Raw genomic sequence first — 22726 nt, forward strand, 5'->3', positions numbered from 1 at the left:
CATAGAACGAGATATGACATCATTTCTTTTACAATACATTACATTACTTCGAGGTAGGTTATAGCTATGAATCGTGTAATCATTGATACGGACATCGGAAGCGACATTGACGATGCAATGGCCATTGCGCTTGCCATGAGATCGCCTGAAATTACGATTGAAGGGATTACGACGGTCTATGGCGATGCGCATTTGCGAGCCAGAATGGTCGCGAAAATGCTGCAATACGGCGGTCGGCAAGACGTTCCCGTCTTTGCCGGCATCGACCAGCCGCTGCTTCACAATCGTGAAGTATGGATGGCAGGTCACGAAGGCGTCGGATTGATCGAAGAATCCGAGGAACTTATATATGAAGACAAACATGCGGTCGACTTTATCGTTGAAACGGTCATGGCGAATCCCGGTCAAATTACGCTCATTCCGATCGGGCCGCTAACGAATATCGCCGCCAGTATCGTGCGCGAGCCGCGTATCGCCCGGAACGTGAAGGAGATTATTCTTATGGGCGGCGTCGCGCGCCTTGGCGACAACGGGGCCGACATTCGCCATGTGGAGCATAATATCGTCTCCGACCCGGAATCGGCGTCGCTCGTATTCCGCAGCGGAGCTCCGATCGTGATGGTAGGATTGGACGTGACGCTGAAGGTAGTTATCTCGGAGCGCGAACGGCGGCAATTGCAGGAATCCGGCGATTCCCTCAACGTTGCGCTTGCCGGCATGATGGAACGTTGGTTTCAATATAACAATGAAGATTTCACATTTATGCATGACCCGTTGACGGTTGCGCTTGTCATTGACCGGAGCCTGGTGAAGACGAAGAAGATGAAAGTCAACGTCGAGTACGATCATCGCTTGAAAACCGGGCAAACGATTGCGATGCAGGCGGAAGACGCCAACGTAGATATTTGCCTGGATGTCGATCCGGATCGGATGGTCAAGCTGCTGATGGAACGATTGCTCGGAGGGGATTCCGAATGATGGCGGGCAACGTTGTGGTCGTAGGCAGCCTGAATATGGATGTTGTCGTCAAAACGTCCCGTTTTCCGGTCGAAGGAGAGACGATTCTGGGCGAGGAGGTTCATTTTGTCCCGGGCGGGAAAGGGGCCAATCAAGCGGTAGCCGCCGCACGGCTCGGCGTTCGCACGACGATGCTCGGCGCGGTCGGCGAGGATGCGTTCGGCCAAACGTTGCTGCAATCCTTGCACGGCAGCGGCGTTGAGGTCGGGCATGTGAAGCAAGTTGGGGGCATGGCTACAGGCATCGCATCGATTATGTTGGCGCCTGACGACAACTCCATTGTCGTCGTGCCGGGAGCGAACGGCACCATGACCGCTGCGGATGTGCAAGCATTGGCGCGTGTTATTGCGGATGCCGATATCGTCTTGGTCCAATTGGAAATTCCGATGGAGGCGGTGGAAGCCGCCGTGGAAGCCGCGTGGAAACATGGGATTCCGGTCATTCTGAATCCCGCGCCGGCCCGGAGTTTGCCGAAGGAATTGCTTGGCAAAGTCGCCTATATTACGCCAAACCGCTCCGAGCTTCAGACGTTGACCGGCGTCGATTTATCCAGCCGGCCCTTGGAGGAAGCGGTCGACGCGCTGCTCGACATGGGTCCCGGCTGCGTCGTCGCTACGCTCGGAGCGGAAGGGGCGGCATGGAAACAACGGGGCGGCCGGCTTACGATGCAGCAATCATACCCGGTTTCCGTTGTCGATACGACGGGAGCGGGGGATGCCTTTAACGGAGGCTTGGCGTCCTGTCTGGCCATGGGCTACAGTCTTGCCGACAGTGTCGGCTATGCCGTGCGCGTTTCGGCGCTGGCGGTAACGAAATTCGGCGCGCAGGACGGCATGCCGACCCGCGAAGAAGTGGAGCGGTTCCATACGAATGTAGGAGAAGCTGCCACGTAAATCGCTTTGTAGTTTTGCAATAACCAACGGTCCGCTGACTGCATGAAGTCTCGATTTAGTAAAGCGAAGAAGCCTTCTAAACCTCCGGTCAAGAGGAGTTAGAAGGCTTCTTTTTTAATGCAATCGCCCCTGCTCCCAAGTTCGCGGACACAGGGTACGTTAATTGTGACGAACGGCCCGATCTCGGATCGTTTGCGGACAGACGATTCTTTATTCGCGGCAAAAGCGCACAAACAAGCCCTCCGACGGACGAATAACGGAACCGAAGTCCTCCAAAACAGCGAATCAGCGATTTTGACGCGATATAACGGCCGTACGGTCCGGATAGCAATTTCCGATGCAACGCTAGCAGTGGAAAAGCGGGAATCGGATGTCAGCGCCGCTGGATAAACGATATCGGTGAACTTTTCCGGGAAGAGTAATTTCCCGTCGCGCGGGGAAGCTTAATTGGCAGAGAAGCAAAATGATGATCTTTGCCAAGAAGGAAGGGATAACGATGGCCCGAAGAAGCCGAAGGCTGCTCGTAACGGGGGCGGAACAAGGCGTCAAGGATTTGAAGGCGGATGTTATGCGCCGCGAAGGCTATGCCGTCGATCCGAATCATCCGGACGACGTCAAGTACGAAGTGGCGAAAGACGTCGGCGTGCCGTTGCAACAGGGCGATAACGGCGATTTGCAGACGGAAGAGGCCGGCCGTGTCGGAGGGAAAATCGGCGGCCCGATGGTTCGCGAAATGATTCGTATCGCCCAGGAGCAACTGGTCAAGCAACAGAAGAAATAGCGGCATAAGCATGTTCAACTGCGTAAATGATAAGTGATTGGGGCTGTCGCGGCAGCCTCTTTTTATTGCTAATGATTTGCAATTGACATGAAACCTAAAGGTGTCATATAATCTTAAACGAAACCTAAAGGTTTCGCATTTTGATATTGGATCATAAATTTGGAGGTACCATCATGGAAAACAAATCGCAACAAACGTTGCCTGAAATTCGTCATACGCTCGAAATGAACGCTCCGATCGAAAAGGTGTGGGAAGCCGTCGCGACATCGGAAGGAATCGCCGCATGGTTTATGCCTAACGATTTTCAACCGATCGACGGGTATGAGTTCCAATTGAACGCAGGCCCGTATGGGATGTCGCCTTGCAAGGTGACGGAAATCGATCCGCCGAACCGGCTTTCGTTCACTTGGGGCAAGGATTGGACGGTAACGTTTGAATTGGCCGACATGAACGGCCGGACGGAATTTACGTTGATTCATGCCGGCTGGGATGCGGATACGTTGACCGAATTCAATGAGGCTCATTCCATCGTTCGCGACAGAATGGATCAAGGCTGGGCCGGACTGGTGGAAAAATTGCGCGCCTATGCCGAAGCATAATATGGCCGCCGAATCGGCGAAACCGGACGTTTTTCAAGCTATCGCCGATCCGACGCGCCGTCAACTGTTGCAAATGCTAAGCAATGGAGAAATGCCGGTCACCGCAATGAGCGGACATTTCGCCATGAGCCGCACGGCCGTCTCCAAGCATTTGCGCATCTTGGCGGATGCGGGGCTGGTCGCGAACCGGAAGGTCGGCCGGGAAACGAGGTACCGCCTCCAGCCGGAGCCGCTGCTCGAATTAAAAAGGTGGCTCGAGTATTACGATCGGTTTTGGGAGAACAAGTTGGCAATGCTCAAGCATTATGTGGAAGAAACCGCGGCGGACGAGTAGAAATGGCCGGACGGATCCGCTAACGTTGCATCTCCCGTCGCCAGCTTTATCCGATATTGTAGCGGCGCAAGAGATCGGCGATGTTCATGTCGAGTACCGGACGACGCAAATCGATATACCGGTTTAAATACGCGTTTACGCTTTTTCCAAACGATGAAAGATCGTACGACCGGCAAGACTTGCCAAGGGTCGGCGATCTTCTTTTATTCATGAGGAATGAACCGCATGTTTCGTTGTATCGGAGATATTCCTGCTTTCCAAACTTTATTTAATCTGGTACTGTTTCTTTGCGGGAAAGTATCCTCTCGGGAAAGGTGCGGATTCAGAATGAAGCTGAGTCTGAAGGAGTACAATACATTGCGCAATCAGATCCTGGTCGTATTTCTGTCGGTCATGATCATCGTATTGTTGATTGTCGGAATTATGACCTTTCATCTGGTGTCGGCGCTTATAACGAAAAATGCGGAGAAGCAAATCCGGCAGACGGCGGCAGAAGCGAACGGCAGATTGGAAACGCTTTATAAACAAATCGACGTGCTGACAAGCCAGATGGTGACCAACACGGAAGTCCAGCAATTGCTGCTTCAGGTGGCGGAAGGGCATCCCGCCAAATTCGAACAACGCCAGGCATTGACGCGAACGATCGGCTCATTTCAAGTTTATTCGGACGGGATCAACTCGCTCGATCTGTATACGAAAGATTACCAAAGATTATATCCGCTTGACGAAACGAATTTGCTGACCCGTCTCGACAAGAAATGGGTAGAAGAGGCCGACCGCGCGAAGGGGAGTATGGTCTGGATCGGGACCGATCCTCGGGACCCGGCTTACTTTCTCGCGATTCGGCGCATCAGCCTGATCGACCGTTGGTTTTCCAATGGGGGGTATCTGTTAATTCGTATGAATCGCAATTATTTTCAACTTGAAGTTCCGAATTCGAGTCTCAGCAGCGGCGAATATATGGTTCTCGTCGACCGCAATATGGCAACCATCTCGTCGAATTACGACGGAGATATCGGACAAGCCGTTCGGGAACGGCTAAGGCTGACGATTCAAGACAAAGAATACATCGTCGTCAGGCAATCTTCCGATTTGACCGGTTGGACATTGTACATTCTGACTCCCGTCGGCAGCCTAACGGAAGGGCTTTCCGTCCTTCGGACGGCCATCGCCGCATCCGGGGGAATCGGATTTTTCATTTTCCTTGTATTCTCCGTGTTCCTCTCCACACTCATCACCAGACCGGTTCTGAAGCTGATCAAGACGATGCGCAGCGCCCGGACAGGCACGTTGAAGCCGAGCCCGGAAATGAATTCCACGGTGGAGATCAATGAATTGACGAAAACTTATAACCAAATGGTAGACAATATGAACGAATTGATCGAAGCGATTTACGAGAAAGAGCTCGTTCGCAGCCACACTGAGTTGAAAGCGCTTCAGGCGCAAATTGATCCGCATTTCCTGTACAATACGCTGGAAGCGCTCTATTGGTCTCTCCAAGATAAGGAAGAGGATGAATTGGCCGAATTGGTCATTGCTATGTCGGATTTATTCCGTTATACGATCGGAAACGCGCATCAGGGCGAATGGGTAACGATCCGGGACGAGCTGGAGCATGCCGAACGCTATATGCAGCTTATGAAACTGCGGTTCGGCGACCGATTGACCTGGAGCATCTCGGCCGCGCCCGGATGCGAGAGGGTTCCGATCCCGAAGCTGATGATTCAGCCGCTTGTGGAGAATGCCGTGCTGCACGGCGTAGGGAACAAGAAAGGGCCGGGGTCGGTGCATATTCGCGTAAGGCGCGCGGATCCGTCCCCGAAATGGATCATTGAAGTGGAGGACGACGGTCCCGGGATCGAGGAAAGCGCCGTGCGGTCGATTCTGCGATCGTTGGAACAAGAAGCCGTTGTGGCGATGAAGGGGAGCGGCATGGCGATTGCGAACGTCAATAAAAGGTTGCGGCTGTATTACGACCGCGCGAAGATTCGCGACATCTCGATTCGCAGCCAGGCGGGGCAAGGAACGGTCATAACCTTTGAAATACCGGGAGGAGATGCGTAATGCGCATGAAAACGATACTGATCGTAGACGACGAGCCGATGACAAGGAAAGGATTGCAAAAAACGTTGGAAGTTTGGGGGGCGGGCCGATACGACATTCTCGTCGCGGAAGATGGGGACGAAGCGCTGGATATGTTGGGACAAAAGCAAGTTCACGTGTTGATTACCGATATTCGCATGCCCGAAATGAGCGGTTTGCAGCTCGTGAAGACGATGCGAGGAGAGCGGTATCAACCGGTTGTCATCGTTCTGTCGGGATACTCGGAATTCGATTATGCGCGGGAAGCGTTGCAGCTCGGAGTCGTCAACTATTTGCTGAAGCCTGTCGCCAAACAGAAACTGATCGAGGCGTTGGAACAGGCATTGGAGATTGAAGAGCGGCGACAGCGAGCCGAAATGATCGAGAAGGTGGTCGACCTTCGGCTCGTCGATTTGCAAGCCAAAGACCGTCATGCCCCGCCGCCGATTCAAGCGGCTATACGGTATATCGAAGACAATTTGCGCCGTCAGATCGGTTTGCGCGAGGTTGCGGAGCATGTGCATCTGAACCAGAGCTATTTCAGCGCGCTGTTCAAGGAGAAGACCGATCTCACTTTTAGCGAATACGTAACGAGAAGCCGAATGCAATACGCCAAACATTTGCTCGTTTTCACGGACATGCCGGTTGCGGCCGTCGCGGAGGAAGTCGGCTATCAGACGGTAAAATATTTCATAACCTTGTTTAAGGAATACGAAGGAATGACCCCCAGCCAGTATCGCAGACAAATCGACGGGAATGAACCTATTTAACCCTATTCCAAAAATAGTGGAATTTTACCTAATGGCCGTACCCTTACACCGTATAGGACCGAAATGCTACACTGAAAAAATAGATATATAAGAAAGCGCATACAACACACATTACAAGGGGGAAGAAGTGATGAGGCGCAAATCATCCGTTGTGGTTGCATTCCTGTTCGCTTTCATTCTATTGATGGCGGCTTGCGTTCAAGGCTCCGATTCAAGCGGCAGCGGTACGACAATAACAAGCTCGGGCAAAGAAATCACGATCCAAATGATGCATTTGTGGCCGGATGTCGAGAACTCCGCGCAGAACAAATTGGTTAAGGAGATTATAAACGCCTACGAAACGGAACATCCTCATGTGAAAATCAAAGCCGAAGTGCTGGAGAATGAACCATACAAGAATAAACTCAAGGTGCTGTCCGCATCGAACAGTCTTCCGGACGTGGGATTTACTTGGGCGGCGGGGTTTCTTGAACCGTATGTGAAGGGGGAATTATTCGCGCCGCTGGACGATCTGATTCAGAATGAGATGAATGGCCGGTTCGTGACAGGTACGACGGAAGCTTTTGCTATGAACGGCCAAACGTATGCGCTTCCCGTCGAGTTGAATATCGTGCCCGTATTCTACAACAAGGAAATGTTCGGCCAATACGGATTGGAGCCTCCGCAAACCTACGATGAATTCAAGCATATTATCAAAACGTTGAACGAGAACGGCGTCACGCCGATCGCGCTCGGAGCCAAGGATGCATGGACGGGTTCGTTCTGGTATATGTACCTTGCCGACCGGCTCGGAGGAGCCGAACTGATGGATCAATCCGTTGCGAATTGGCATTTCACCGATCCGAGCCTGATCGAGGCGGCAAGAATGGCTCAAGAATTGGTGGATATGAACGCGTTTATGAAAGGTTTCAACGGCTTGTCCAATGAGGAAGCCAAATCCGAGTTCATGAATGAAAGAGCCGCCATGTACGCGATGGGGACCTGGGAAGTGCCCAACTATACGACAAGCCCCGACGTCCCGCAATCGTTTAAAGACAAAATCGGTTTCTTCAAATTTCCGACGATCGATGGCGGCAAGGGCGAATTAAACAATTGGGTCGGCGGGGTCGGTGTCGGCATGTTTGTGTCGGAGAATTCGAAAGTGAAGGAAGAAGCGAAAAAGTTTGCATCCTACTTTGTCAAGATGTGGGGCGAAAAGTCGGTCACCGAAGCCGGAATTATCCCCGCAACGAAAGTGGATACCGGATCCGTACAGCCTCCTCCAATGTTCATCGATTTGCTGGATGAGTTAAACGAGGCGAACAAAGTCACGCTCTATCTTGACGTTCAAATGAAGCCGGTCGCATCGGAGGAACATCAAAAACTGATTCAGGCGTTGCTTGGCAAGGAAGTGACGCCGGAAGGCTTCGCACAGAAGCAGGAAGACGTGCTGAAGGCCGGCAAATAACCGTCTGCGGCGGAGAAAAGGACGCAGCGATTGCGGCTAAGTCCTTTTTATGTTCCATTCCTTTACTTTTTGGTGTATGATAAGAACTAACGTTCTCATTGTTCGAAGGAGGAACAGAAATGCCGAAAGAATACGAGCCGATCACCGTAAAGCAAACGCTGACGAAAGTGAAGGAAGAGCGCATGCCCTTCAACTGGTCGGTCAACCCGTACCGGGGATGCGCGCATGGCTGCAGCTTTTGCTATGCCCGCGGGTTTCAGGCTTTTATCGATAAAGGGGCCGACGACGAATTTCAAAATCATATTATGCTGAAAATGAACGCGGCCGAGGCGTTGGAAGCTCAGCTCTCGAAGCTGGCGGTCCGATTCAATCATGATATCGAAGCGGTAAGCCGCCATGTCGGCAGCGTGGCGATCGGTACGGTCACCGATCCGTACCAGCCGGCGGAAGGCAAGGCGATGCTGACCCGGGAATGCCTGAAAGTTCTGGCCAAATACCGGATCGACACGTCGATCACGACCCGCTCGCCGCTCATCCTCCGCGATCTCGATCTGCTCGGGATCATGCCGTCCGTAGCGGTCAACATCAGTTTGAACACGCTTGACGGCCAATTGGCGCGCAAGCTGGAACCGGGCTCTCCCTTGCCTTCCAAACGGTTGGATACCCTTGAACGGCTGAGCGGCCATGGCGTGCAAACCGCCGTATTCATGGCGCCGATCCTTCCTTATTTAACCGATTCCGCCGACCAGATGGAGGCGATTTTCGCCGCTGCGCGGGAGCGGGGGGCATCCTATGTCATTACGTCGCTGCTCAGGCTGTCGCCCGATGTGAAGAAGTGGTATTACAAGACGCTTCGCGAGCATTTCCCGGAGAAGCTGGCCGCCTACCGCAATTTATATACCGGCCGCTATGCCGAAGACGAGTACCGTCAGCGGATACGCAGCATAACGGAGGAATTGCGCCGCAAACACGAACTTTCCCCGGCACCGGCGGGCGCGGCTGCGGCTGCCGGCACGGCTTGGGCGAAAGAGCGGGCCGGGGGAAGCTCCCGGGAACTGGAACGTATTGCCGGCCAACTGCCTCTGGAGCAGTTGTCCTTCGTTTTTTGAACGATTAGACAAGGAAGTCCCTTCGAAGGGCTTCCTTTTTTTATCTTTCCTATTGCCTCCCTTAATTTGATACTATATTGATAGCCGCTCCGATCCAAGAGAGCGGCACGCTTCGATATGCAAGTTAAGCGAATGTTAAGGAATTAGCCCGATATTGTTAAGCTTTTTTTGTTACATTAAGTATAAGAGGTTGTTCAAAAAGTCCCCTTTTGATCACGAAGATGAACTGGGAGCGAACTCGACATCGAATCTTGCGTTCACCCTCGAAGTCCGGTGCTCATGTAGGTTTTGCCTACACTCCGCTCCTCCTTCTTCGGGTTCTCGCAACCTTCTCGGTGCTGAAAAGTCGACTTTTTGAACACGCACTATAACACATTTTTTGAACTTTTTAAGAACCTAAAGAGGTGGAGATCATGTCGAGAGAAAGCATTCTATTGGTCGATGACGAGAAAGAGATTATCGAACTGATGGAAATCTATTTTAATAATGAAGGATACATCCTGCATAAGGCGTCCAACGGGGTGGAGGCGCTGGAAGTGCTGCAGAATCATGTCGTCGATTTGATCATTCTGGATGTCATGATGCCGAAGATGGACGGCTTGCAAGCTTGCATGAAAATTCGCGAACGGAATAATACGCCGATTATTATGCTTTCCGCCAAAAGCCAGGATATCGATAAAATCTCGGGCCTCAGCATCGGCGCCGACGATTACGTGACCAAGCCGTTCAATCCGCTTGTTCTGCTTGCGCGGGTCAAGTCCCAACTGCGAAGGTACAAGCAGCTCAATCATCAGGGCGGCTATAAGAATGAAAACGAGATTGTGATCGACGGACTGGTGATTAACGTAGCGACGCATACGGTAACCGTCGACGGCCAGGAAGTCCGGCTGACGCCGCGCGAGTTCGCCATTCTCAAGCTGCTGGCGGTCAATCGGGGCATCGTGCTCAGTATGGACAAAATTTATGAAGAAGTTTGGAATGAGCCGTTTATGGAGTCCAAAAACACGATCATGGTTCATATCCGCAAAATACGCGAAAAAATCGAAAAAGACAAACAAAACCCCGAGTTTATCAAAACCGTCTGGGGAATCGGGTATAAAATGAAGTCTCCCAAGGAGGTATGAAGATGATCGGCCGGAACCTGTTCCATTCGATGCGCTGGAAGTTCTTCGTCGTTTTTGTCTCAAGCATCGCTTTGACGGCCCTCGTTCTGCTGCTGGGGCGCTTGCTCGCGTCGTTTATCGTCAATTACCCTACGTTCAACGCTCCGTTGATCTGGACGATCAATAACATCGGTTCGCGGCCGGTTATGATCGTTTCCGGAACGGCATTGTTTATCTTTTTCTACTTCCTTACAAGCCGTCCGGTCATCCGCTACACGACGGAAATCGCCGGTACGATGCAGGAAATGGCCAAAGGAAGGTTCGATGTGCCGATTCCTGTCAAATCGCCGGGCGAATTGGGCAGAATCGCCTCCCATGCCAACGATGTGGCGGAGGAATTGAATAATTACTTGCAGGAAATCAATTATGGGCTGCGGGAGATCGCCAAGGGCCGATTCGAACACGATATTCCCGTCAAACCGGGCAACGACCTCGGCACGGTGGCCGAGAGCATTAACCGGATGAGCGCTCAATTGCATCGATCCATTCAGGAAGAGCGCAACGCCGAGAAGACCAAGAACGATCTGATTACGGGCGTGTCCCACGATCTTCGGACCCCGCTGACCTCGATTCTCGGATTTCTGCAGCTGATTGAAAACGACCGGTACGTCGACGAGGTGGAGCTTCGCTATTACGTCAATATTGCCTATGAGAAATCGTTGGGGCTGAAAAATCTGATCGACGATTTATTCGAATATACGAGCATTAACAACGGATTGCCGCTGAAGCTGGAACAATTGGATCTAAACGGTTTCTTCCGCCAGTTGGCGGAAGAATTCGTGCCAAGCCTGGAAAACGCCGGCATGACGTGCCGGGTTCATGCGCCGGAGCGTCCGGTGCGCATTCGGGCCGATGGAGACCGGCTCGTCCGTGCCTATGAAAATCTGATTTCCAATGCGATCAAATACGGCCGGAAAGGCAAATTCGTCGATATTCATATTCAAGAAAGCGACGGGCAGGCCGTCGTGAAGGTTTGCAATTACGGGGAGCCCATTCCCGAACGGGATTTGCCGCTTATATTCGACCGTTTCTATCGGGTGGAACAATCAAGATCGAAGGAAACCGGAGGAACAGGCCTGGGTCTTGCTATTACGAAAAGCATTATCGAAGTGCATGGCGGCAACATATCCGTAACGAGCGATCGGCGGGAGACCTGCTTCCAAACGACGTTTCCCGTATCGTTAAGGAGGGAACATGAAGTTTAGAACGATATCGTTAGTTTTGGCCATGATGCTTTGTTTCACGACTTTCTATTGTGCCGTCGAATCTGCCTTTGCGCTTGCCGCCGATCCGATCAAGGGCATCGGCCGCATCCCGGAGATCAAGCCGGGACAAAGCAAACTGATTCTTCCCGCGGCTCCGAAGGGATATACAATATCGATATACGGCAGCGACCGGCTGCCGGCGATCGATCTGGAGGGCAATATTCATACTCCGTTAATCGACGTAACAACAAATCTAATCTTCCGGTTGGAAGACGAGAAGAATCCGGGCCGGACATGGGTATCCGACCCCATTCCGGTCATCGTGCCGGGCCGGCATAAGCAAGCGAAAGGCTCGAATCAAGAGCCGCAAGTCGTTCCGTCGCTGCGGGAATGGTACGGAAGAGAGGGAGACTTCCAATTGACGAAGTCTTCGAGAATTGCGGTAGCTCCGGCGCATTCGGACGTTTTGCGGCATGTGGCGGAAATCGTCAAGAACGATGTGAAGGATATTAGCGGCCTGGATCTGGATATCGTTCCCGGCGCTCCTGCATCCGGCGACATCTATCTGTCACTGGACGGGACGCTGAGCGATCTCGGACGAGAAGGATATGTCCTCGATGCGGCTCGCAACGTGACGATCGAGTCGGCCGATGCGCAAGGCGTGTTGTACGGAACGAGGACGCTCTTGCAAATATTAAAATCGGACGAAGGGCATTCCCGCATTCCTCGGGGGATCGCAAGGGATTATCCCAAGTATGAAGTTCGCGGCTTCATGCTCGATGTGGCCCGGAAATTTTATACGATCGATTTTTTGCGCGATTATATTAAGCTGCTGTCCTGGTACAAGATGAACACATTTCAAATTCATTTAAACGAAAGCACGGGCGGTTTCCGCCTGGAGAGCGAAACTTACCCCGGGCTGGCGGCCAAAGACGGATACTATACGAAGGAAGAGTTCAGGCAATTGGTTCGTCTCGGGATGGAGTACGGGGTCAACGTCGTTCCGGAAATCGATACGCCGGGGCATTCCCGCGCTTTTACCGAATACGATCCGACTCTAGGGGAAGGGCATTATTTAAATATTAACAATACGAAATCCGTGCAATTTGTGCAAAGCTTGTTTGACGAATATTTGGACGAACGCAACCCGACCTTTATCGGGCCGGACGTACATATCGGTACGGACGAGTACAATGCGGAGCGTCAGGAGGATATCGAGGCGTTTCGCTCCTATATCGACACGATGATCCGGTATGTCCGCGGCAAAGGCAAGCATCCGTCGTTATGGGGCGGATTGACTTTGTACGACGGCAAAACGCCGATCGGCGCAGGGGCGGCGATGGATATTTGGCATGAACGGTACGGGGAAGCGCGGCAAGCTGCCGAGCTCGGATACGATATCGTCAATGTCGACCATCGCTCGCTCTATATCGTTCCGACGCGCACCGATTACTTGAACGGCCGTAAGCTGTACAACGAATGGGAGCCGAATCGCTGGGGCGATACGATGCTGCCTTCCGGGCATCCCAGGTTGAAAGGCGGCAAATTCGCCCTATGGAACGACGCGTCCGTCGCGAACGGAATTTCCATGGACGATTCCCACGACCGCATCCTTCCCGCCGTTCAAGTATTGTCGGAGAAAATGTGGTCCGGCGCCGAAAAGGCCCGCGACTACGACCGATTCGTACAATTGGCGGCCGGTATCGGGGATGCGCCCGGGGCGGATTTGTCCCATAAGGTGAGCACGAATCGCAAAGACGGGAATGTCGTCGAATACCTGTTCGAAGGCGGTTTTGCCGATTCGTCCGGCAACGGCTACGACGGTTCCGCCGTCAATGCAACGTTGACACAGGGACGGTTCGGACAGGGGCTTAGGCTGAACGGCGGCAGCAGCTATGTGAAGACGCCGCTGACTTCGCTTGGGTTCGGCTGGACCGTTTCCATGTGGGTGAAGCCGGATGCCGGCAATCCCGACGATGCGGTCCTTATGGAATCGCCTGCCGGCCAATTGAAGTTGAAGCAGGGGAAGACCGGGAAACTGGGCTTTTCCAAGGAAAACTACCATAGCGTCTTCGATTACGAGGTTCCGGCGGGGAAATGGACTCATCTGCTGCTTACCGGGGATAACAAAGGCACCGTTCTTTATGTGAACGGCGACGAATACGCGGAGAGAACGGACCTGTCCTTTCCGCACGTCCAAACCTTCGTCTTGCCGATCGAGAAGATCGGAAGCGCGACGAACTCGTTTCGCGGCGCGATCGACAATGTGATGATCTTCAACAGGCCGATTGATCTGTTGCAGAGCAATCACGAACTCGCGCGCGGCAAGAAAGCCGAATCGTCGGCGCTTGAAACGCCGGCTTTCGCCCCGGGCAAGGCGGTGGACGGCAACCCCGATACGAGATGGTCGGCCGCCGCCGTTGACGACGCCTGGTTCCAGGTGGACCTTGGCGATCAATATCCGATCGATCGGATCGCGATTCAATGGAAAGCCGCCTATGCCACAGCCTACAAGCTGCTTGTTTCCGAGGACAATCGGCATTGGACCAATGTAAAGAGCGGCGACGGGATCATCGAAGGCAGAGGCGGACTGGAGACGATCCGGTTCGACAAAATCAAAGCAAGATATGTCCGGTTTCAAGGGGTCAAACGGGCGACCGCTTACGGGTACTCCTTCTCTTCGTTGGAGGTATATAAGGCGCCGAAAGAGATGAGCGAATATAAAGCTTCGTTCGATCAAGCCGAGGCGGCCTTGAAGTCGGGACAAGGCGACGAAGAAACGAACCGCCGCTTGCTCCGTCTTGTTAACCGTTATCCTTATGACATGTCTGACGATCAATAAACGCCGAAGAGATTTGCTTCGGACGATATGCGCTGTCAGAGCGCGTTTCGTTCGGGCAAGTCTTTTTTATTGCGTAAGGAAGAAGCGTTTTATTCTATAGCAACTGCAAAAATCCAGTTATTTCGCGACAATACCCGCGTTTGGAGCATAGCAACTGCAAAAATCCATCTAATCGAGCTCGTTTCTCTTCTGATATGCCATATACGTTCCAATAGATTGGGCGTCCTACAAGCGTCCGAATTCGGCTCACCGCCAAGAACATCATCAGATGTTTGTATTATGTTAAGCATTTGTTAAGGGTTTCATTAGCCGTTCGTTAAGAACTGTGTATTACTCTTATAGTCAAACAAGGAACATGCGTTATTGCGCTATAAGGAGACAAAAATATGCTTGGAATTTTAACGAGCGCCGGGAAATGGAAGAAGCCGGCCGTCATTTCTCTCATCATTCTCATATTCGCTCTTGCTTCCTTCCTGCGTATCGATTTTCTGGTATCGGTACATCATGAGGTGTCCCATGACACCGTTCATTACGACATCATGGTGAGGCAATTGTTGGAGAAAGGGGTATACGCCTATAAAAGTACCGAGCCCAACGCTCAGGTGACGCCGGGGTATCCGTTGTTCATGGCTGCGATCTATAAGCTTGCGGATTATCAGCATAACGACCCTTTCCCTTATATTCGCGGCGTTCAAGTGGCGATCAGCTTGATTACGCTATGGATGATCTACGTGATTGCGCGGAAGCTTGGCGGCCAGCCGGCCGGCTTGATCGCGGCGTTTGCCGGGGCGATCTACCCGCCGTTTGTATGGAGCAACGCGGCCGTACTGACTGAGACGCTGGCGACGCTGTTTCTCGTCATTTATATTTACGTGCAATGGATCGCGTTTGAGAGAAAGACTTGGAGCTTCGCCATGTTGAGCGGCGCGGTATTGGGCCTTGTGGTACTGATCCGTCCGGAATTTCTGGTGATTGTATTCGCATTGCACGCCTTCTATTTTTTCTGGAAGAATGAGAAGCTTGAAGCATTCCGCAAGCTGGCGTTCGCCTTGATCGGAATGGCGATCGTGCTGTCCCCTTGGGTTATCCGAAATGCCGTGACGCTGCATGAGGTGGTGGTCGCTTCGACGCAGGTCAATCCTTTCCTGGCGGGAACCTATCCGGACAAAAACTATGAAGACGGCTTGGTGGACAACCGGGGGAAAACGCAAATGGAGATCGCCAAGGAGCGGTTGAAGGTCGGTTTTACCGAGCATACGTGGACTTTCGCCAAATGGTATACGATCGGAAAAATGAAATCTACGTATTCGCGGATGTATTTCGGCAGCGGCCATAAACCGTTGTATCCGGTCATCCCCGTACTGCCGTGGAATTTGTTTCACCGCGCGCTGGTCGGTTTCGGGCTTATTGCGCTCGTCGCCGTCCTGCGGAAATGGAGGCAGCCGGCAACTTTGCTTGCCGTTATTATTATCGTCATGTCGCTGGTCAGGCTGGCGTTCGTGCCGGAGTATCGGTACAACTATACCGTCATGCCGCTCATCGTCATCCTGGATAGCGTTGTCGGCATGGCCATGCTTCGCTGGATCTATGTCCGGCTGCGAGGGCAATCTTCGTTAACCAAGGCAAGGGGGCAAGAGGGATGAAGACAAACGTAAACATAACGCCGATTCCATCCAAAGTTCTCGTTATCGTACCCGCATACAACGAAGCGGAAGGCATCGAATGCGTCATCGCGCAAATCCGCGCCGAAATTCCTTACGCCGACGTGCTCGTCGTCAACGACGGTTCCAAGGACGACACGGGCAGCCGCGCGGAGAAGGCGGGCGCGCTCGTCGCCAATCTGAGCTGCAATTTGGGAATTGGGGGAGCAGTGCAGACCGGTTACCGCTATGCCGAAGCAGGCGGGTACGATTATGCCGTGCAGATCGACGGGGACGGGCAGCATAACCCGTCCGACCTGCGCCTGCTGCTTGAAGCCATGCAGGAGAGCGGGGCCGATATGGTGGTAGGATCGCGCTTCATCGAGAAGGCGGGCTATCAATCGACGTTTGCCAGAAAGATAGGGATCGAATTGTTGGCGCGGCTGGTCACCCGCTTAACCGGGAAGAGGATTACCGATCCGACCTCCGGCTATCGCCTGTGCAACCGGAGAGCGATCGCGCTGTTCGCCCGGGAATATCCGACGGACTATCCCGAGGTCGAGGCGTTGATGCTGCTGGATCGATACCGCGGCACCTTCAAGGAAGTGCCTGTCGTCATGAATGCGCGCCATAGCGGCGTGTCCAGCATCTCGGCCTTCAAGTCCGCTTATTATATGTGCAAAGTGATATTGGCGGTTCTTATTATGAAGACGAAGAAGAAAGAGGAGATGAATATAGGCTATGGAATTTGATATCTATTTCATCAGCTTTCTAATTAGCCTCGCTTTTGCCGGCACGATTATTCTTCTGATTCGGAAGCGCAAGCTGCGGGAGCAGTATGCGCTGCTGTGGATATTGTTAAGCGTGTTGATGATGATTCTATCGTTATTCCCGTCACTTCTCGACGATGCGGCCGGCTGGATCAACATCGCCTATGCGCCATCGCTGCTCTATCTTTTAAGCGTTGTTGCCATTTTGTTTATTTTGCTGCATTTGACGATGGCCGTCTCTTCCCTGACTCATCGCGTAATCGTGCTGACCCAGACCGTGGCGCTGCAGGAGCAAATGCTTCATCGGCTTGCTAAACAGAAGGGCGCGCCGCATACATGCGAGAGCGTCCAATTCACAACGGGGGAGACGAATCCGGGATGATCTATTTATTGCTGGCGCTTAATATTTTATGCTTGGTCGCCGGACAAGTCGTGTGGAAGATGGGCCTGGACTCGCAAGGCGGCTTGCATCTGAACAATATCGCAGCAGTGTTGTTCTCGCCGCTCATTCTGCTAGGCATCGTCTTGTACGGATTGGCTACCGTGCTATGGTTGTTTGTGTTGTCGCGGCTGCCGTTAAGCGCGGCCTATCCGCTGCAAAGCTTGGCGTATGTCATCGGACTCGTCGCCGCCTGGCAATTGTTCGGGGAAGCGGTCCCGCCGAACCGCTGGCTTGGCGCCGGCGTAATCGTCTTGGGCGTTATGATCGTAGGAATGAAATAAAGGAGCTATGAAATGAACATCAAAAGAGCTATGATCGTTACTTTGCTTATTCTTTCGCAAATCGCGGCGATGGCGCAGGTTCATGCAGAACCTGCGGCGGGGCCGGAAGAGCCGGGCGGCTACGGCCCCCATGAACTTATTTTATATCTGGACAGCAGCAAGATCATGCATAACGGAGCGGAATACGCCGCAACTCATGAGACGGTCGCCAAGAACGGGGTGACTTATGTGGGCTTGCGTTCCGTTGCAGAACGCCTTGGGTATGCCATCGGGCATGATGTGGAGACGAAGGAGACGCTGTTGACGAAGGAAGACCATGAAATACGGTATACATTGGACAGCAATGCCTATACGGTGGACGGGGTATCCCGTACGATGGCAGGCGCCCCTTATGCGGATCGGGGCGTTTATATGGTGCCGTTAAGGTCGCTGGCGGCCGCCGCCGAGATTTCGCTTGCGCTCCAGGACGATCGAATCACTCTCAGTTGGGTTGTGGAACCGGACGAACCGCCCAAGCCGAACGAGCCGCCTGTGGCCTTTTTCGTGACGGATAAAGAGAAGTACCGCATGGGCGAGCCGATCAAAAAAGAAGACCAAAGCACGGACGACGAAGATGCGATCGTGGAACGCAAGTGGGAGAACGATCAGCCCGCGTTCTTCGAACCGGGCACGGTCGAGATCCGGCTCACCGTTACCGACAAGCACGGAGCGTCTTCGACGTACAGCAAGCGGATTGAAATTACCTCGGAGACGCTCTATACCAAGGAGGAATTCGACCGTTTGTTCACGCCGCCGGGCGGCAATTTCGACATTAACGGCGGATCCATTCTGGGCTTCGAACCTCTTCCGTATAACTACACCACCGAACCTTATACGCTGTTCCGCGCCAGCGGACCGGAAACGGTCAATTCGGAAGGCATACTGTACCAGGATACCATTGCGGGGCGCACCCGCTTTATGATCCATCATATGAATAATATGGGGGAGAAGGCGAAATTTTATGTGATCGCCGGCAATGCGAATTCCGAGCCCGCGAACATTGCGGTCGAGAGCCTCGGCATCGCCGGTCCGACGAATCATCCGGAGGTTGCCGGGAGACAGGCGGCCGCCAGGTACTTCGAATCTTTCGTGTCGGGCAGCGAGCGCGCCAATATTCGGCTGGAAGCCGGGGAAAGCAAAGTCATCTTTACCGGGTTAAGCTCGCTCACCGTCGCATCGGGCGACATTATTACATTGAATGCGGATGTGTACGGGGACGCGCCGATACAATATACGGTTCTTATGATCAAGGAAGGCGGAGATCCGCTTGAACTTGTACCCGTATTGCCTGACCTTGATCCGGGCGAATCGATCGTTAGAGGAACGTTCCCGGACTCGACTCGCGTGTTCGAATATAGAGGCAAGGTAGGAAACCGTCCGCAGCGGCTACCGCTGACCGATAATACGACGGACCCGTTCCAGCAAGGGATCGATGGCATCAAGCATACGCCAGCTGTGAATTCGGGCAATTACGGAGTGCTGTATAAGATCGTACTGCACGATGTCGCCCCCAATACGCTGATTACCTTCAATCCGCGCGGCGGATTGTATTCCGGGGCAGCGAAGGTGAACGGCGACGTGGTGCATATTAAACATATCGGCTCGACCCAGGATTCCACCAGCGTGCTCTACCGGACGAAGGACCGGGCGGAGAAGGTGGAAATATGGATCACCCCGGCCGCGGGCAGCAATTTGCCCTTTGCTCTGCTCTTCATGCCGATGCCCGAAAGGAAGAGTTAATGCAAGTTTTCGTTCCCGCGGCAAAGAAGCAAGCCGGTTCCTGTCTCCGACATCGAGACGGGGCCGGCTTCTTTGCTTACCCGAAGCATATTTTGTTTCGTCGGCAGCTCCATTTCTCCGTTTTGATTTCAGAAAGCGTTGAAAATCTTCGTTGAATGTGCTAATTTAGGTATTAGCTAAATATATTAGGTAACACCTAATTTTTCGAAGGGAAGGACATTTACCATGCTCATTTGGATGTTGCGCAAGATCATGGCCGAGCGGGGCATTTGGACCGGGGCGGAACTGGCGCGGCTGCTCAAGGAAAAGGCGGGTTACAGCTTATCGGCTCCGTCGATCAGCGCTCTGCTTACAAGCCAGCCGAAGCAAATGAAGGCCGATACGCTTGATGCGCTATGCACCGCACTGGAATGTACACCTAGCGATTTATGGGTGCATAAGCCGTCCAAACAGGTGAAAGGAGCGTAAAGATGAGCGTAAAGGATATTGTTCCCTTCGGGGATCCGATTTTGCGAAAAAAAGCGAAGCCGGTCGACGAGCTGTCTCCGAAAATGATCAAGCTGCTTGACGACATGGCGGAAACATTGTACGCGACCGACGGGCGTGCGGGATTGGCCGCCCCTCAGGTCGGCATTTTGCGAAGATTGATCGTCATGGATTGCGGCGACGGGTTGATCGAATTGATCAATCCCGAGATCGTCGAGGCGGATGGCGAACAGTTTGGTCCGGAAGCTTGCCTGTCGTTTCCCGGATATTACGGCCATGTCAAACGGGCCGACCGGGTGAAGGTCAAGACGCTGGATCGGTCCGGCCGGGAACGGATATTGGAAGGCCAAGGGTTTCTCGCCCGCTGCATGCAGCATGAGATCGATCATTTGAACGGCGTGCTGTTCGTCGATCACGTGCAGGGACAGTGGCTGTATCATGAAGAAACGAATGAGCGAATGGATGTATTGAGTGTGATCCGGTTAACGAATGGAGCCTCCTGATGGGGGGCTCCATGCTTGCTTATGGGCGTCATTTACAGGTCTCTGTACACGAGAGGAGAGCGGCAAGAGCGCAAGCAACTAGCAGTAAAAACCGGAGTTAATATACTCCACGGAAGGGTTTTGAGAAATTAGCGGAGATTTCTGCCGCTAATTTCCGTAGCATACGATAAATATGGAAATGGATAGAAATTAGCGGTAGTATTTCCATCTAATCGGCATTTAGATAGGAAAACGGCAATATTAACGCCGGGTTTTGGAGCTAATGCAAGACACGGTCCCGGCGCCCCCTCTTCCTAAGACGTAATAAAGTCGCCGCCGTTGACATGCATCGTCTCCCCGGTGACATAGCGGGAATCGTCGCTAGCCAAATAGACGTATGCAGGCGCGAGCTCGAACGGTTGGCCCGCGCGTTTCATCGGGGTATCCGTACCGAAAGTGGCGACGCGTTCGGCCGAGAAGCTCGACGGAATCAGCGGCGTCCAGATCGGACCGGGAGCGACGGCGTTGACGCGAATGCACTGATCGACGAGGGAGAGAGCTAGAGAGCGGGTGAAGGATACGATCGCCCCTTTGGTGGCGGAATAGTCGATCAGCGTTTTCTCGCCCTGATAGGCGGTGATGGAGGCGGTATTAATGATCGATGCGCCCGATTTTAAATATGTCAGAGCCGCTTGCGTCATGAAGAAAAAGGAATAGATATTCGTTCGAAACGTTTGTTCCAACTGCTCCTCGGTAATATCGGTCAGCCGCTGCTGCGGATATTGCACACCGACGTTATTGACCAATATATCCAATTTGTCGAACGTCCCGATCGTTTGCTCGACGACGTTGGCGCATGCTTTCTTCGACCGCAGATCGGCCTGCAGCGCCAGGCAACGCCTGCCAAGCTGTTCGATTCGCGCTTTTGTTTCGTCCGCATCCCGCCTCTCGTACAGATAGGCAAACGCGACGTCCGCGCCTTCCTTGGCGAACGCGATGGCGGCGGCGCGGCCTATGCCGCTGTCTCCGCCGGTAATGATCGCTACTTTGTTTTGCAGTTTGCGGCTGCCGATATAGGACGGGTTTTCAAATATAGGTCTCGGCCTCATGACATACTCCAGCCCGGGCTGACGGTCTTGATGCTGCGGAGGGAAGGCGATAGGCCGTTCTTCGCATTTGGTTTCCTTGCCGTAATAAGGATACACGGGATATGGGTTCATAGGTTCCTCCTTAATCTAGGTTAATGCCTACATCCATGTTATTCCCGCGAAAGGGGTCCGGTGCAAGGAAAAGAAAAGGCTGCCCGATATTGACCGCGTGGTCAACCCGCGGTATAATGAACACAAAATTGACCACGTGGTCAACAAATTGAACGGGAAGGTGAATCTATTGGCGGAACAACAAAACGGCTCGATCCCCGAGGACAAGAAACAAGCCATCACGGATATTGCCCTCGAACATTTTGCCCAGCGGGGATACGAGAAAGCGTCGACGAACCAAATGATCCAGCAGGCGGGCATTTCCAAAGGGATTTTGTTTCATTATTTTTCAAGCAAAAAAAATCTATATGTAACTGTCCTTGACCATTGCTTGAACCGTCTCGGTTCATTTATGAAAGAAGAACAGGCGAAGCTGCCCGCCGATTTGTTCAAGCGAATTATGCGCATCAGCGAGGTGAAGATGCGGTTTTTCTTGCAATACCCCCTCATGTACAAATTGATCGTCGAGGCCTTCTCGTCCCAAGCGCCGGATGAATTGTCCGAAGAAATAAGCAAGCGGAGAATGGCGATCGCATCGCTGACTTCGGTAACCTTCGATGACGTCGATACGTCCGCATTCCGGGAAGGCATCGATCCGTCCAGAGCGTTTGACCTGGTCGTTACCGCCGTGAACGCGTTGAGTCACAGGTTCATGGCGGAGCATTGCGCTTCTGCGAATCGGGGGCTGGACCAATTAGAACGCTATACGAACGAATTGCGCTTATATCTCGAAATGCTGCAAACGGGTATTTACGAGAACGGCGCAAATCCTGGGAAAGGCGGTGCAAGCTCATGACGCTGGAACGGAAAATCAGCAACATGTATAAGTTGGACGATCGGGCATGGCTGCGTCATGCCAATCCGTGGAGCGTCTGGACGCGCAACTCGGTCATGCCGCTCCTTATTCTCGCGTTTTGGAGCAGGACCTGGATAGGATGGTGGGCCGCGGTGCCGGTGGCGCTTGCCGTTGCATGGGCGATGGTCAATCCGCATATTTTCCCCGCACCGCGTTCGACGGATCATTGGGCTTCCAAATGCGTCTTCGGCGAACGGCTATGGCTGAATCGCGATCGAGTCCCTATACCCGCATCGCATAAGCGGTTGCCGAATTTGTTAAGCGCAATTGCCGGAATCGGAGCGTTGTTCGTGATGATTGGCGTGTTCCGGTTCGATCTTTGGATGACGCTGTTCGGATGTGCTCTTGTATATATGGGAAAACTGTGGTTTTTGGATCGTATGGTTTGGATTTACGAGGATATGAACCGCCATCCTGGCGGTGAGAATAGGGAAAAATAAATGCGTGCATTTGGAACGGAACTGTGCTACGATACCTCTTGTTTATGAG

The 22726-nt window shown here is 52.9% G+C and carries 23 protein-coding genes; 21 read left to right on the forward strand and 2 right to left on the reverse strand.

Annotation, left to right across the window (positions count from 1 at the left end; translation table 11 throughout):
* The first annotated feature begins 66 nt into the window (after positions 1–66).
* The 5 genes from KQI79_RS03640 to KQI79_RS03660 all read left to right on the forward strand — a co-directional run bounded on the left by KQI79_RS03640 (position 67) and on the right by KQI79_RS03660 (position 3624).
* Positions 67–978, forward strand: a complete 912-nt coding sequence (locus KQI79_RS03640) for a nucleoside hydrolase (protein WP_216536863.1) — start codon at positions 67–69, stop codon at positions 976–978.
* Positions 975–1910, forward strand: a complete 936-nt coding sequence (gene rbsK / locus KQI79_RS03645; RefSeq protein WP_216536864.1) for a ribokinase — start codon at positions 975–977, stop codon at positions 1908–1910. Before KQI79_RS03640 ends, rbsK begins: the two co-directional genes overlap by 4 nt.
* Positions 1911–2406: 496 nt before the next feature.
* Positions 2407–2691, forward strand: a complete 285-nt coding sequence (locus KQI79_RS03650; RefSeq protein WP_216536865.1) for an alpha/beta-type small acid-soluble spore protein — start codon at positions 2407–2409, stop codon at positions 2689–2691.
* Between the two features lie 173 nt (positions 2692–2864).
* Positions 2865–3290 (forward strand): SRPBCC family protein, encoded by a 426-nt coding sequence (locus tag KQI79_RS03655; protein ID WP_216536866.1) that lies wholly within the window; start codon positions 2865–2867, stop codon positions 3288–3290.
* A gap of 1 nt (position 3291) precedes the next feature.
* A complete protein-coding gene (locus KQI79_RS03660) occupies positions 3292–3624 on the forward strand; it encodes an ArsR/SmtB family transcription factor (RefSeq protein ID WP_216536966.1) in 333 nt (110 codons plus the stop codon).
* A gap of 46 nt (positions 3625–3670) precedes the next feature.
* On the opposite strand, the gene KQI79_RS03665 is transcribed toward KQI79_RS03660, so the two are convergent.
* Positions 3671–3835, reverse strand: a complete 165-nt coding sequence (locus KQI79_RS03665) for a hypothetical protein (RefSeq protein WP_216536867.1) — start codon at positions 3833–3835, stop codon at positions 3671–3673.
* A gap of 116 nt (positions 3836–3951) precedes the next feature.
* On the opposite strand from KQI79_RS03665, the gene KQI79_RS03670 reads away from it, so the two are divergent.
* The 14 genes from KQI79_RS03670 to def all read left to right on the forward strand — a co-directional run bounded on the left by KQI79_RS03670 (position 3952) and on the right by def (position 20143).
* On the forward strand, positions 3952–5688 hold the full coding sequence (locus KQI79_RS03670) for a sensor histidine kinase (protein WP_216536868.1): 1737 nt from the start codon (positions 3952–3954) through the stop codon (positions 5686–5688).
* On the forward strand, positions 5688–6476 hold the full coding sequence (locus tag KQI79_RS03675; RefSeq protein WP_216536869.1) for a response regulator transcription factor: 789 nt from the start codon (positions 5688–5690) through the stop codon (positions 6474–6476). Before KQI79_RS03670 ends, KQI79_RS03675 begins: the two co-directional genes overlap by 1 nt.
* 130 nt (positions 6477–6606) lie before the next feature.
* Positions 6607–7923 (forward strand): extracellular solute-binding protein, encoded by a 1317-nt coding sequence (locus tag KQI79_RS03680; protein WP_216536870.1) that lies wholly within the window; start codon positions 6607–6609, stop codon positions 7921–7923.
* A gap of 119 nt (positions 7924–8042) precedes the next feature.
* The gene (locus KQI79_RS03685; RefSeq protein ID WP_216536871.1) at positions 8043–9032 is read left to right on the forward strand and encodes an SPL family radical SAM protein; all 990 of its coding nucleotides are present in this window, start codon (positions 8043–8045) and stop codon (positions 9030–9032) included.
* A 413-nt stretch (positions 9033–9445) separates the two neighbouring features.
* Positions 9446–10156, forward strand: a complete 711-nt coding sequence (locus KQI79_RS03690) for a response regulator transcription factor (protein ID WP_216536872.1) — start codon at positions 9446–9448, stop codon at positions 10154–10156.
* A gap of 2 nt (positions 10157–10158) precedes the next feature.
* Positions 10159–11400 carry a sensor histidine kinase gene (locus KQI79_RS03695; RefSeq protein ID WP_216536873.1) on the forward strand — a complete coding sequence of 414 codons (1242 nt, stop codon included), beginning with the start codon at positions 10159–10161 and terminating at the stop codon, positions 11398–11400.
* Positions 11390–14242, forward strand: coding sequence for a family 20 glycosylhydrolase (locus KQI79_RS03700; RefSeq protein WP_216536874.1), 2853 nt, complete (start codon positions 11390–11392; stop codon positions 14240–14242). The genes KQI79_RS03695 and KQI79_RS03700 overlap by 11 nt, the downstream gene beginning before the upstream one ends.
* Before the next feature lie 386 nt (positions 14243–14628).
* Complete coding sequence (locus KQI79_RS03705) at positions 14629–15885, forward strand: ArnT family glycosyltransferase (RefSeq protein WP_216536875.1); 1257 nt, start codon at positions 14629–14631, stop codon at positions 15883–15885.
* Positions 15882–16634: a glycosyltransferase family 2 protein gene (locus tag KQI79_RS03710; RefSeq protein ID WP_216536876.1), complete on the forward strand. Its 753-nt coding sequence runs from the start codon at positions 15882–15884 to the stop codon at positions 16632–16634. The genes KQI79_RS03705 and KQI79_RS03710 overlap by 4 nt, the downstream gene beginning before the upstream one ends.
* On the forward strand, positions 16624–17034 hold the full coding sequence (locus tag KQI79_RS03715; RefSeq protein WP_216536877.1) for a DUF2304 domain-containing protein: 411 nt from the start codon (positions 16624–16626) through the stop codon (positions 17032–17034). The genes KQI79_RS03710 and KQI79_RS03715 overlap by 11 nt, the downstream gene beginning before the upstream one ends.
* Positions 17031–17375 (forward strand): EamA family transporter, encoded by a 345-nt coding sequence (locus KQI79_RS03720; RefSeq protein WP_216536878.1) that lies wholly within the window; start codon positions 17031–17033, stop codon positions 17373–17375. The genes KQI79_RS03715 and KQI79_RS03720 overlap by 4 nt, the downstream gene beginning before the upstream one ends.
* Before the next feature lie 12 nt (positions 17376–17387).
* Entirely contained in the window at positions 17388–19154 is a 1767-nt protein-coding gene (locus tag KQI79_RS03725) for a copper amine oxidase N-terminal domain-containing protein (RefSeq protein ID WP_216536879.1), read from the forward strand.
* 225 nt (positions 19155–19379) lie between these two features.
* Positions 19380–19622 carry a helix-turn-helix domain-containing protein gene (locus KQI79_RS03730; RefSeq protein ID WP_216536880.1) on the forward strand — a complete coding sequence of 81 codons (243 nt, stop codon included), beginning with the start codon at positions 19380–19382 and terminating at the stop codon, positions 19620–19622.
* A gap of 2 nt (positions 19623–19624) precedes the next feature.
* Entirely contained in the window at positions 19625–20143 is a 519-nt protein-coding gene (gene def / locus KQI79_RS03735; RefSeq protein ID WP_216536881.1) for a peptide deformylase, read from the forward strand.
* A 293-nt stretch (positions 20144–20436) separates the two neighbouring features.
* Here def and KQI79_RS03740 read toward each other — a convergent pair whose 3' ends face one another.
* Positions 20437–21342, reverse strand: coding sequence for an SDR family oxidoreductase (locus KQI79_RS03740; RefSeq protein WP_216536882.1), 906 nt, complete (start codon positions 21340–21342; stop codon positions 20437–20439).
* 169 nt (positions 21343–21511) lie between these two features.
* Here KQI79_RS03740 and KQI79_RS03745 point away from each other — a divergent pair, with 169 nt between their 5' ends.
* Both KQI79_RS03745 and KQI79_RS03750 read left to right on the forward strand, forming a co-directional pair.
* On the forward strand, positions 21512–22177 hold the full coding sequence (locus KQI79_RS03745; protein WP_216536883.1) for a TetR/AcrR family transcriptional regulator: 666 nt from the start codon (positions 21512–21514) through the stop codon (positions 22175–22177).
* The gene (locus KQI79_RS03750; protein WP_216536884.1) at positions 22174–22677 is read left to right on the forward strand and encodes a DUF6653 family protein; all 504 of its coding nucleotides are present in this window, start codon (positions 22174–22176) and stop codon (positions 22675–22677) included. The genes KQI79_RS03745 and KQI79_RS03750 overlap by 4 nt, the downstream gene beginning before the upstream one ends.
* Positions 22678–22726: the final 49 nt, after the last annotated feature.

The sequence above is a fragment of the Paenibacillus sp. MSJ-34 genome (assembly GCF_018918005.1).
GTDB lineage: Bacteria > Bacillota > Bacilli > Paenibacillales > Paenibacillaceae > MSJ-34.

Coding starts and splice junctions, on each gene's coding strand:
- KQI79_RS03640 (WP_216536863.1), top strand. CDS start 67: ATGAATCGTGTAATCATTGATACGGACATCGGAAGCGACATTGACGAT.
- rbsK (WP_216536864.1), top strand. CDS start 975: ATGATGGCGGGCAACGTTGTGGTCGTAGGCAGCCTGAATATGGATGTT.
- KQI79_RS03650 (WP_216536865.1), top strand. CDS start 2,407: ATGGCCCGAAGAAGCCGAAGGCTGCTCGTAACGGGGGCGGAACAAGGC.
- KQI79_RS03655 (WP_216536866.1), top strand. CDS start 2,865: ATGGAAAACAAATCGCAACAAACGTTGCCTGAAATTCGTCATACGCTC.
- KQI79_RS03660 (WP_216536966.1), top strand. CDS start 3,292: ATGGCCGCCGAATCGGCGAAACCGGACGTTTTTCAAGCTATCGCCGAT.
- KQI79_RS03665 (WP_216536867.1), bottom strand. CDS start 3,835: ATGAATAAAAGAAGATCGCCGACCCTTGGCAAGTCTTGCCGGTCGTAC.
- KQI79_RS03670 (WP_216536868.1), top strand. CDS start 3,952: ATGAAGCTGAGTCTGAAGGAGTACAATACATTGCGCAATCAGATCCTG.
- KQI79_RS03675 (WP_216536869.1), top strand. CDS start 5,688: ATGCGCATGAAAACGATACTGATCGTAGACGACGAGCCGATGACAAGG.
- KQI79_RS03680 (WP_216536870.1), top strand. CDS start 6,607: ATGAGGCGCAAATCATCCGTTGTGGTTGCATTCCTGTTCGCTTTCATT.
- KQI79_RS03685 (WP_216536871.1), top strand. CDS start 8,043: ATGCCGAAAGAATACGAGCCGATCACCGTAAAGCAAACGCTGACGAAA.
- KQI79_RS03690 (WP_216536872.1), top strand. CDS start 9,446: ATGTCGAGAGAAAGCATTCTATTGGTCGATGACGAGAAAGAGATTATC.
- KQI79_RS03695 (WP_216536873.1), top strand. CDS start 10,159: ATGATCGGCCGGAACCTGTTCCATTCGATGCGCTGGAAGTTCTTCGTC.
- KQI79_RS03700 (WP_216536874.1), top strand. CDS start 11,390: ATGAAGTTTAGAACGATATCGTTAGTTTTGGCCATGATGCTTTGTTTC.
- KQI79_RS03705 (WP_216536875.1), top strand. CDS start 14,629: ATGCTTGGAATTTTAACGAGCGCCGGGAAATGGAAGAAGCCGGCCGTC.
- KQI79_RS03710 (WP_216536876.1), top strand. CDS start 15,882: ATGAAGACAAACGTAAACATAACGCCGATTCCATCCAAAGTTCTCGTT.
- KQI79_RS03715 (WP_216536877.1), top strand. CDS start 16,624: ATGGAATTTGATATCTATTTCATCAGCTTTCTAATTAGCCTCGCTTTT.
- KQI79_RS03720 (WP_216536878.1), top strand. CDS start 17,031: ATGATCTATTTATTGCTGGCGCTTAATATTTTATGCTTGGTCGCCGGA.
- KQI79_RS03725 (WP_216536879.1), top strand. CDS start 17,388: ATGAACATCAAAAGAGCTATGATCGTTACTTTGCTTATTCTTTCGCAA.
- KQI79_RS03730 (WP_216536880.1), top strand. CDS start 19,380: ATGCTCATTTGGATGTTGCGCAAGATCATGGCCGAGCGGGGCATTTGG.
- def (WP_216536881.1), top strand. CDS start 19,625: ATGAGCGTAAAGGATATTGTTCCCTTCGGGGATCCGATTTTGCGAAAA.
- KQI79_RS03740 (WP_216536882.1), bottom strand. CDS start 21,342: ATGAACCCATATCCCGTGTATCCTTATTACGGCAAGGAAACCAAATGC.
- KQI79_RS03750 (WP_216536884.1), top strand. CDS start 22,174: ATGACGCTGGAACGGAAAATCAGCAACATGTATAAGTTGGACGATCGG.